This window comes from Brevundimonas sp. CURTG3B2_SDJG (assembly GCF_057364705.1).
The window spans coordinates 1-8452 of record NZ_JBNFOJ010000125.1 but is presented as its reverse complement, the minus strand read 5'-3'; the positions used below and the strand labels follow the sequence as shown (position 1 = coordinate 8452).

Annotated in this window: 7 protein-coding genes; 1 reads left to right on the top strand and 6 read right to left on the bottom strand. The window is 70.8% G+C overall.

Translation table 11 applies throughout. From position 1 onward, the window contains the following. The 6 genes from AC2W7C_RS09960 to AC2W7C_RS09935 all read right to left on the bottom strand — a co-directional run. Nucleotides 1–453 (bottom strand): MHYT domain-containing protein (locus AC2W7C_RS09960; RefSeq protein ID WP_486001301.1); only part of this gene is annotated, 453 nt, incomplete at its 3' end. Between the two features lie 10 nt (nucleotides 454–463). Next, on the bottom strand, nucleotides 464–1144 hold the full coding sequence (locus AC2W7C_RS09955; RefSeq protein ID WP_486001300.1) for a M23 family metallopeptidase: 681 nt from the start codon (nucleotides 1142–1144) through the stop codon (nucleotides 464–466). A gap of 216 nt (nucleotides 1145–1360) precedes the next feature. Beyond that, nucleotides 1361–3193: an autotransporter domain-containing protein gene (locus AC2W7C_RS09950; RefSeq protein WP_486001299.1), complete on the bottom strand. Its 1833-nt coding sequence runs from the start codon at nucleotides 3191–3193 to the stop codon at nucleotides 1361–1363. A gap of 87 nt (nucleotides 3194–3280) precedes the next feature. Beyond that, complete coding sequence (serA, locus tag AC2W7C_RS09945) at nucleotides 3281–4570, bottom strand: phosphoglycerate dehydrogenase (protein WP_486001298.1); 1290 nt, start codon at nucleotides 4568–4570, stop codon at nucleotides 3281–3283. After that, a complete protein-coding gene (locus AC2W7C_RS09940; protein ID WP_486001297.1) occupies nucleotides 4507–5172 on the bottom strand; it encodes an HAD family hydrolase in 666 nt (221 codons plus the stop codon). Before AC2W7C_RS09940 ends, serA begins: the two co-directional genes overlap by 64 nt. Before the next feature lie 323 nt (nucleotides 5173–5495). Continuing rightward, on the bottom strand, nucleotides 5496–6938 hold the full coding sequence (locus AC2W7C_RS09935; RefSeq protein ID WP_486001296.1) for an SDR family oxidoreductase: 1443 nt from the start codon (nucleotides 6936–6938) through the stop codon (nucleotides 5496–5498). 254 nt (nucleotides 6939–7192) lie between these two features. Here AC2W7C_RS09935 and AC2W7C_RS09930 point away from each other — a divergent pair, with 254 nt between their 5' ends. Then, on the top strand, nucleotides 7193–8122 hold the full coding sequence (locus AC2W7C_RS09930) for an Hsp33 family molecular chaperone (RefSeq protein WP_486001295.1): 930 nt from the start codon (nucleotides 7193–7195) through the stop codon (nucleotides 8120–8122). The last annotated feature ends 330 nt before the right edge of the window (nucleotides 8123–8452 follow it).

The following is an 8452-nucleotide window of genomic DNA, read 5'->3' as shown; positions in this document are numbered from 1 at the left end:
CGCGGCGCCGCCATCGCCGGATCCCCACGCGATCACGCCCGGGGGATGGCGAGGGCCGACACGCCCCAGGAAATGCATGGCGCTGACCCCGGCCATGGCCAGAGCGGCGGCGAGGCCGCGCATGATGGGGCCGGGCCGCGCCAGCGTGACCAGGCAGGCCAGGGCGATGCTGCCGAAGGCCATGAAGAACGAGCTGACCGTCAGCCAGACGCCGTAGCGCACCGGGGCGCCGGCGTCGTAACCCTGCATGGCCATGAAGTGGGTGGAAAAGACCGCCAGGCCGCCGACGAAGGCCGCCAGCACCGCCAGGTTGCGTTGCCGCGCGCCCACCACCAGGCGGGCGCGGCCCAGCAGGCGATAGGTCGTGCCTACGCCCAGCACGCAGACTAACCCCGCCGCCACGGTCCAGGGCCAGTGGTGCTGGAAGGCGATGCAGTAGAGTATGCGGTCCAAGTCGCCCCCCTTAGCCTGGCAGTATCGCCGCAAGGGGTGAAGAAAGCGTGGGCGTAAGCCCCTCGGACGGTTCAGGCCGCGGCCGTGACCTGCACCTGGAAGTCGCGACCCATGACCTTGACCGGATCGACCTGGCGGTCGCCGCGGCGACCTCGAAATGCAGGTGGGGGCCGGTCGAACGGCCGGTCGAGCCCACCAGGCCGATCCGCTCGCCGACGTCGACCGTGTCGCCCGAGGCGACGTCGATACGGCTCAGGTGACCGTACAGGGTGGTCATGCCGTTGGGATGGCGCACTTCGATGAAGCGGCCATAGCCGCCCGCATCGAAGCCGGTGCGCAGCACGCGGCCCTCGGCGGAGACGTAGACGCCCGTGCCCTGGGGCGCGGCGATGTCGACGCCGTCATGATGGCGCGCGGCCTGGCCGGGCAGACGGCGCATGCCGAAGGCGGAGTTGACCGTGTAGCCGCGGACCGGTTCGGCGAAGGCGATCAGCCGCGTCACCGGACCGGCGGGTTCGGCGACGGCGGTGACCGGCGGGACCTGCGGCGTGGCGAACCCTCCAGCCGGAGGGGCCTCCTCGGAGGCGACCAGGGGGGCGGCGGCCATGGCGAACACCGCCACGGCGGCGAGCGTCGCGGCTTGGCCGGAATGGATGAGGAACGACCGGGCGGTCGGCAACAGGCGTCGCATGGGCGGCGTCGGCTCCGTCTTCGGCTCGGGAGAGCGGGAGGGGCGCCGGCCGCCGCCGTCATGGCGTCCGACCCGGAGCGCGCCCCGTTGGAGAGGCCGTTCTAGGGGACGTGGGGCGACTTTGGGGCGGCATGGGGCGGCAGGTGGTCGCAGGCGGGAACAAAGCAAAGGGCGCGCGGCCGTCGCCGCGCGCCCTTCCGTCCGGCTTGCGCCGGCCTAGTTCAGCGGCATGCTGAAGCTGATCGCGCCCACGTGGCTGTCGGCGGCGTCGCCGAAACGGCCGCGGTAGCCGACGCTGAGCACCCCGGGCCCGATGTCGGCCTCGACGCCGGCCTGAGCCAGCATCGAGCCGCCGAACGGATCCTCGATCTCGCGATGCAGAACCTGGGCGGGGTTGCCGGCGATGCCAACTCCGACCGCGTCGCTGCTGTCGGCGAACGAGTCGCGGTAGCCGCCCTCGACGTAGAAGTTCAGGCCCTCGCCGCCGCCCTCGGCGCGGAGCGAGATTTCGGCCGAGGCCGCCTGGACCGTGCGATCCTCGTAGCGGTACTCGGCCGCGTAGCCGGTCTCGGCGTAGCCGTTGACGTCGGTCGACACCCAGCTGATCGCGGCCCGGGGCGACAGGGCGACGCCGCCCATGTCGAACCAGAGGCCGCCTTGAACCCGGGCGCCGATGCTGCCGCCGTCCGTCTGGCCCTGGTGGACGATGGGGGCCAGGGAGGTGACGCGGGTGATTTCATCGTACTGGTCGATCGAGCCGCCGGCGGCGGCGTTCACGAACATCGAGCCCGACCGCCAGCCGACGAAGGCGTCGAAAGCGTAGGTCTCGACGTCGAAGGTCATGGCGCCGGCCTCGACGTCGGCGGTCCGGAACGTGCCCGCCAGGCCGAAGCGCAGGGTCTCGTTCACGACATGGTCCAAGGCCAGCCGCCCGCCCCAGCCGGTGGCCTCGGATTCCGCGACCGAGCCGCGGGCGTCGGTTTCGACGCTGTCGGCCAGGGCGCCGAAGGTGACGCGGGAGCCCGGCCGCCAGGCCGCGCGGCCCGCCATGCTCTCCGACGCCAGGTCCAGCAGGTCCTCCCGCTGGCGGAATGCGGTCTCGGCCTGGACCGTCGATTGGGCCCCGATGTCACCGTAATACAGGTAGTCGTGGGCCAGGCGGGAGATCAGGCGATGGCCCGCCGCCGTCGGGTGGACGCCGTCCCAGTACAGGTAGCCGTCGGGATTGGAGCAGACCGACACGCCGTTGAAGCACGGGGCGGTGACGTTGGTCAGGCCGAAGGCCGTGGGGTTGGCCGCCAGCGGATCGCTGATCTTGTAGAGATCCATCAGAATGATGTTCGTGCCCGGTCGCGCCGCGGCGGTGGTCATCAGGCCGGTCAGCAGGGTGCTGTTGAAGGTCGTGCCCGAGAAGTCCGCCAGGGCCGAGCCGGCGGGCCCGACGAGCGGGTTGCTGGCCGAAAACTGGGGAGTGATGCCGAGCCGCGGCAGGTTGGTCACCAGGATGGTTCCGGCGCCCGCTCCGGCGATGCTGTTGACGATGAAGTTGATGTCGTTGGCCGCCGCGACGGCGACGCCCTGCATGGTCGACTGGGCCGTGGCGGGACTCGCGGCCGCGCCTGGGAAGGCCTGGAAGATGTTGTTGGCGCCGCCCAGGACGCTGACCAGGTCGGTGGACCGGAACGTGCCGCCGCCGCCGGTGTAGGCGAGCAGCTGGTTGCGCATGCCGGGAGGCGAGGCCGTGCTGTCGGTGCGTGCGCCGCCGAAGGCGTAGTTGACGCTGCCGGTCACCGGCGCGCCCGCGGTGAAGCGGCCGGCGTTGAAACCCAACAGCTCGGTGAAGACCGGCCCGTTGGAGAATCGGCCCTGGTAGTAGGGCGGCGAGGTGGGCTGGCCCGAGACGGCGTACACGTTGCCGTTGTCGCTAAGGCTGTCGCCGAACACGACCAGGCGGCTGTAGCTCTGGGCCTGGGCCCCGGTGGCGACCGCGCCTAGGGCGACGACGGCCAGCGCGGCGACCGCCGCGGTGCGCAGGAAACGAGACATCATGATCCTCCCATCGACCGTCAGTACGCGGTCGTTATCGGCACTCTGCGCCCGTTTGACGGGCGTGCAAGATGCCGTCGGGGAAGCTTTTCAGTAGAGCGTCCGGAAGCGCAGCGTTCCGGCCACACTCCTCAGGGTCCGGAGCGCCTCCGGGTCGTAGCCGCGGTCCACGTCGGTGATGACGTAGCCGGTGCGCTCGTCGGTCTTCAGATGCTGGCCCAGGATGTTCAGGCCGGCGCCTGCGAGCGCGCGGTTCAACTCGGCCAGGACCCCCGGCTGGTTTCGGTGGATGTGCAGGATGCGGTGGGCGCCCGAGACCTCGGCCAGCTGGACGTTGGGCAGGTTGACGCAGAAGGTGGTGTCGCCCCGGTTCAGATAGGCCAGCAGACGGTCCGCCGCGAACTCGCCGATCGCCTCCTGGGCCTCTTCGGTGGATCCGCCGATGTGCGGGGTTAGGATCACGTTTCTCAGGCCGCGCAGAGGGCTGTCGAAGGGGTCGGCGTTGGTGGCGGGCTCCTCGGGGAAGACATCGACGGCGGCTCCGCCGATCCGGCCCGAGCCCAGGGCCTGGGCAAGGGCGCCGACGTCGACGACATGGCCGCGCGACAGGTTCAGCAGGATGGCCCCGTCCTTCATCCGGCCCAGCTGGGCGGCGCCGATGACATGGGCGTTCTCGGCGCGGCCGTCGACGTGCAGGCTGACCACGTCGCTCTCGGCCAGCAGGGCCTCCAGCGAGGGCATGCGGCGGGCGTTGCCCAGGGCCAGGCGCTCGGTCAGGTCGTGGAAGATCACGCGCATGCCCAGAGCCTCGGCGAGCACCGACAGCTGCGAGCCGATGGCGCCGTAGCCGACGATGCCCAGGGTCTTGCCGCGCAGCTCGCGCGAGCCCGTCGCGGACTTGTTCCATTCGCCCCGATGCATGGCGGCGGACTTGTCGGCGACGTCGCGCATCAGGGCGACGGTCAGGCCCACGGCCAGTTCCACCACCGAGCGGGTGTTGGAGTAGGGGGCGTTGAAGACGGCCACGCCGCGGTCGGCGGCGGCGTCCAGGTCGATCTGGTTGACCCCGATGCAGAAGGCCGCGACGGCCATCAGCCGGTCGGCGGCGTCCAGCACCCGGGCGCTGACCTGGGTCTTGGAGCGGACGCCCAGGACGTGGACGCCCTTGATGCGCTCGATCAGGGCGTCCTCTTCGAGAGCCCCCTTGACGGTCTCGACCGTGTAGCCCGCCTCCTCCAGCCGCTGGACGGCGGCGGGGTGGATGTTCTCCAGCAGCAGGATGCGCATGCGGCTGCGCGGGTAGGACCAGCGGCCGGTCAGGCCCTCGGCGTGCAGAAGCTCGTCCATGGAGGCGGCCTCGGCGTCGGCGACGGCGACCACGGGCGGCCGCCGGACGATCTCGGTGTAGGCGTAGAAGCGGTCGGCGGCCCCCGCCTGCTTGACCTCCGCGTCGGTCCAGCCGTCGCGACCATGACGATGGGGCGGGGGAGATCCAGCGCCTGGATCGCCAGGGCCTTGCCGCCGGCGTGGGACAGGGGGTTGGCGTCGTCGACGGCCGTCACCCGGTCCTCGGCGTCGTAGATCAGGTCGTTGCACAGCACCCGCTCGGGCGCGACGCCCAGCCGCTCGGCGATGGGGGCGATGACCTCGCGGAAGCCGCCCGAGACGATGACGACCCTGTCGGCGTTGGCGCGGAACCAGGCCAGGTTCTTGCGGACCGAGGGCGAGCCCTCGTCCAGGATGCGGCCGGCGAGGGCCAGGACGTGGTCCCGGGTGAGCGGCAGCAGCGACAGCCGGCGGCGCAGGGCCTCGCCGAACGGGACCTCGCCGGCCATGGCCTGGTCGGTCAGGCGTGCGATCTCGGCCCGCCTCGCGTCCGCGTCGGGGGCGCCGGCCAGGGCGAGGTCGGCCAGGGCCTCGAGCGTTTCGATCCGAACCAGGGTCGAGTCGAAGTCGAAGACGAGGGTCGGCGCGTCGGTCATGGCGGGAGCTTGGCTGACGTTCGCAGTTGCAGCAATGCGCGTGTGCGTCGCGGCGCTGAAAAAGAGAGTCCAAAGAGTCTGGAGCGAACAAAATTCTTATCGTCATCCCGGGGGCCGCGGAGCGGAACCCCGGGACCCAGCGGCGCGCGGGAGCGCGAAGCTGTCGCACGTCCAGTCCGTCGATACATCGCCTCCGCTACGCTCGGCGGCGTCCGCTGGTCCCGGCCTTCGCCGGGGATGACGAAAGAAAACACCGTCCGAAGCGTCCGGATCGACCGGAACGAAAAACGCCGGCCGCCTCGGGAGGGCGACCGGCGATCAGGTTATCGGGTTGCTACGTCAGAAACGGACGCAGACTTCTCAGAACCGGCCCAGGCTGCGCAGGCGGCTGTCGGGGCGGCGCGCGTCCAGGGCGGCGGCGCCGACGGCGGCGGCATGGTGGCCAGGGCCAGAAGGGCGCCGCCCTCCTTGGCGTGGTCGCGGGCGTAGCCGCCCGCCTGGCTGGCGTAACGGCGGGCCGTCTTTCCATGCTTCTTCAAGGCTTTGCGGGAGGATTTTCGCGTGTCCTTCCACCAGCGGCGCGAGCGGTCGCGGGCGTCGTCGGCGAGGTCGTGGGCCTGTTCGCCGGCGTCGCTGAGGCCATGGCGGACCGTTTCGGCCAGGTCGTCGAACCGGCCCCGCAGGGATTGGGCGTCGATCCAGTCACGGGGGTCGAAGCGGCGTTTCAGGGTCTGCAGCCGGGTCGGTCCGGTGCGCTGGTTCAGCAACAGGGTGGCGAGGCCGACCCCGGCCAGGATCGCCACGACGCCGGCGGCGATCCCGGGATGCTTGCGGACTTCGGCGAGGGCGGAGAACTGGCGAACCATCGGATAATGAACCTCTTCTTCGAGGCCGTCCTCGGTCGGGTCGTACAGCCCGTCGTCGTACGGCTCATAGGCGGAACGACGGTCCCGCATGAGGCTAGGAGCGAACCGGGCCAGAAGAGGTTCCGCCAGACCAGGGAGGGCGGAATAGAAGCTGGCGATCAGCCGGCCCCCGCCGCCGACGGTGATCTCGCGGATCGGATGGCTGGCGCAGTACAGGATGGTATCCGCCACCACGTGGGTCGCATAGACCGGCTGAGGGTTCTGGACCGCCTGGCCGGTCAGGTTGCGGGCGTGACGGTTGTAGGGGGTGTCGATCGCGGCCGGCTTGATCAGGCTGACGGTGATTGGGGCCTGCTCGCGCATCAACTCCATGCGGAGCGCGTTGGTGAAACCCTTCACCGCGTGCTTGGAGGCCGAATAGACGCCCTGCACCGGGATCGGGGCGTCGGACAGGATGGAGCCGACGTTGATGATCGCCCCGCCGCCAGGCCGGTCGCGCAGACGTTCGGCGGCGACGAGCGAGCCGTTGACCACGCCCCAGTAGTTGGTCTCGAACAGGCGGCGCTGGTCCTCCAGCGTGGTCTCGCGGATCGGGCCGAAGATCGAGACGCCGGCGTTGTTGATCCAGGTGTCGAAGCCGCCGAACAGGCGCTGGCATTTCTCGGCCGCCTCGACCAGGGAGGCGTGGTCGGCGACGTCGGCCGAGGCCCAGGCGACCCGCGCTCCGGTGGCCTGCAGCTCTTCGCACAGGGCCTTCAGGTCGCCTTCGCCCCGCGCGATCAGGAAGACGCAGGCGCCGGCCCGGGCGGCCCGCCGCGCCACCGCCAGACCAATCCCCGAAGTCGCTCCGGTGATCACGATGGCCTGCTGGTTCAGGGGCTTGAGGTTGGCTCTGGTCATGAAATCTCGAGGTGTTCCGCGTCGCGCCTGCCCTATATCCCCGTCATTCCGGGACCGAGCAAGGCTCCGAACCCGGAACCCAGGCGATCGGATCGGGCGCCGGCTCCAACCTGAACGTTCGGATGGCCCGCCTGGGTTCCGGGTTCTCCGCTGCGCGAAGTCCCGGAATGACGGGGGAGGCGGAGGGCCTTATCATCGCCGCCGGGGGCGCCTATGTAGGCGGCCTTCCGACATTCCGACCCCAAGGATCGCCCGTGACCGATCACGCGCCCACGACCGCCGCGCCTGCTGACGACCTGGCCGCCGCCTTCCAGATCGAGGGCTGGCCCGTGCGCGGCCGCCTGGTGCGGCTGGGCCAGACCATCGACACCATCCTGTCGGCCCACGCTTATCCGGGGCCAGTCGCCGCCCTGCTGGGCGAGGCCTGCGCGTTGGCGGCCCTGGTCGGCTCCAGCCTGAAGTTCGAGGGCCGGCTGATCGTGCAGGCGCAGGGGGACGGCCCGGTGCGCTATGTGGTCGCCGATTACGACACCGAGGGCCATCTGCGCGGCTACTGCCGGTTCGACGAGGACGAGGTCGCCGCCGCGTCCCAGGGCTTCGCGCGTCCCGGCGCCAAGACGCTGCTGGGCAAGGGCGTGTTCGTCATGACCCTGGATCGGGGTCCGGACTTCGAGCGCACCCAGGGCATCACCCCGATCGAGGGCGAGAGCCTGTCGCTGGCGGCCGAGCATTATTTCCAGCAGTCCGAGCAGATCCCGACCAAGGTTCGCCTGTCGGTCGGCTCGGTGACGACGGACGTCGGCACGGGCTGGCGCGCGGGCGGGGCGCTGATCCAACTGATCGCCGGCGACGACGCCCGGGGCTCGACCGAGGAGGTCTGGGACCGGTCGCGCGCCCTGTTCCAGACCCTGGCCGACGACGAACTGCTGGACCCGACCGTCACGCCCGAGACGCTGCTGTACCGCCTGTTCCACGAGGACGGCGTGCGGCTGGAGGACGCCCGGGCCCTGAAGGCCCAGTGTCGCTGCTCCAAGGACCGGATCGGAGCGGTGCTCGCCTCGTTCAGTCCCGAGGAGCGGGCCGGCATGGTCGAGGGCGACGGCAAGATCCGCGTGACCTGCGAATACTGCGCGACGGTCTACGAGCTGGAGCCGGAAGAGGTGACGGCGGCGGCCGAGAGCTAAACCCTGATTGTCGTCATCCCGGGGCGCGCAGCGACACCGGGACCCAGCGGCGCCGCAGCGAAGCGAAGGCGATCTATCCGCGAACGGCGTATGTGACAGCTTCGCTCTCTCGCGCGCCGCTGGGTCCCGGCCTTCGCCGGGATGACGAAAGGATCTGCGTCCGCCCCTGACCGCGAGTTCATTTGAACCTTCACCGCGGTCCGGACATTCAATGCGGCCATGATCGCCGCCCTGCTGTCCGCCCTGACCCTGTCGACCGCCTCGCCCGCGCCGCCCACCCCGACCCCGCCCCTGCCGGTTCGAGGGCGAACCCCCGCGCCTGGACGGCCA